The 1,802-nt window shown below is 32.1% G+C and carries 1 protein-coding gene; it reads right to left on the minus strand.

The genetic code is table 11. From position 1 onward, the window contains the following. Positions 1-221: 221 nt before the first annotated feature. A complete protein-coding gene (locus B9Y84_RS20360) occupies positions 222-1,493 on the minus strand; it encodes an NADase-type glycan-binding domain-containing protein (RefSeq protein WP_085519238.1) in 1,272 nt (423 codons plus the stop codon). Positions 1,494-1,802: the final 309 nt, after the last annotated feature.

Below are 1,802 nucleotides of genomic sequence, written 5' to 3' on the forward strand. Positions count from 1 at the left end.
AATCTCATCAAGTTTATTTTGAATCAATTCAACCATAATTCAAAGATACATGAAATTTCGAATAATCCTTAATCAATGCGGTGTGGTGCATAACGTTAAGCATATGGCTTTGTGGCGGTTTTCATTGCACTTTCCTGTCCACCAGCACAAACTCATTTAAATGTACTAAATTTTCTTTTACCGCTTTATCCGCCATAAGCTATATGTAGTGTTGTACTCAGTTATTCTAACCATAATTCGGAAAGACAGATATCTTGATATTTAGTTCCAGGATAGAAATCAAGAATATTAATCTTAAACTCTTTCGATAAATCAACCGCTTTTTTAAAGACAAACTTTTGAGCTTTTGTTGAATTGGCTAATTCAATGTCTTGTGTGTGTATTTTTCCAGCAGTGTCATAATATGTCAACGTCATATTTTTTGGCTTTGCATTCTGCACAGCTAAACCTTCAGATTTTGCAAAGCCACTGATGATATATAAACTTGAACAGATTTTCTGTTTTTCTGACTTTGAATTCACTTCCAGATATAAATTGTCACATATTAGATTAGATGGTCTGAGACACCAGGAAGTCATCTTTGTTCCATCAAAACCAAATCTCCAACTATAGTCATCATAATAGAGAGATTCTGCACAGTTTATATCATCCTTAGCCTTAATTTTATAGTTTGACTTCCAAACAATATTTAGGTTATCTTCATTAGTTGGTGTCCAATCTTGAAGACTTACCTTGACCTCATTTTTACTAACTCTATTAAAAAAAGGTTTATTCAAATTTAAATTTTCCCAAGAATCTTCAGGAAATTTTATTGACATTTGAAAATCTTTTATTTTAGAATTTTTCCACGTATTTGCAGTTTCAAAAATATATTTAAAATTTCTTTCTCCATTAGTGCTTGTGCCAAATGACCACATTTCATCTTCATAAAACCATGGTCTAACAAAAGAGATGCTGACTTTCTTAGTTTCACCAGGCTTAAATTGAATAGTTTTTAACTTCCAGATAATAAACGGCATAGTTGGTGGACTTTCTGCTTCGTGCATTCCAGCGTAATTCGTTAATGTATTTTTGAAATTTGCTCTTGAAACTAAATGTACTTTGTTATATTCCTTCAGCATTTCTGAATATAATTCATTGTCAAATTTTATCTTTTCTCCATTAATTGAAAAGGTTTCATTTAAAGGATAATAATCACCTGGGACATATCCTTGACCAGATTCGTATGGAATTTCCCAATGGGAAAACTGAGGAAAGGCAAGAGTAATCTCTTGTAATTCAGAGGAAGTATTATTCAAGAAAAATTCAGCGTTAAAATTTACTCTCTGGTCTAATTCTATATTTATTCTTTCTTTGATAAGCTCTATTAACTGTGAATTAGATGAGTTTAAAATTGTACCTCCACCTTCGCTGCTATAACGATAATAGCCGCCAAAATTAGCATAAGTGCTAAGTGATATGAAGGTGAAAATTAATATAAATATTTGCTTCATGTATTGATCAATTGAGTACAACGTTAGGCTATCAATCGTTTTGATTGGGAATCTTAGCAATTTGATGACCTTTCATAATGATTCGATAGCTGATGTTGTGTTTAGTATATTTTTAATTACTCCTAAAGTAATGCATTATAAGCTAATTGAAAAATACGATGTTCCTTTCTTAATACCATTACAATCATCTGCCATGTCAGTTGGAGTCATGACCTAATGGTATATAGCTGGGGCTATGTATTCCGTTGTCATGCCGGTAGAAAGCCTAAATCCACCCCTGATAAAAGCGATTGCTTTTTCATTAGCCTC

This window comes from Marivirga sericea (assembly GCF_900177665.1).
Lineage (GTDB): Bacteria > Bacteroidota > Bacteroidia > Cytophagales > Cyclobacteriaceae > Marivirga > Marivirga sericea.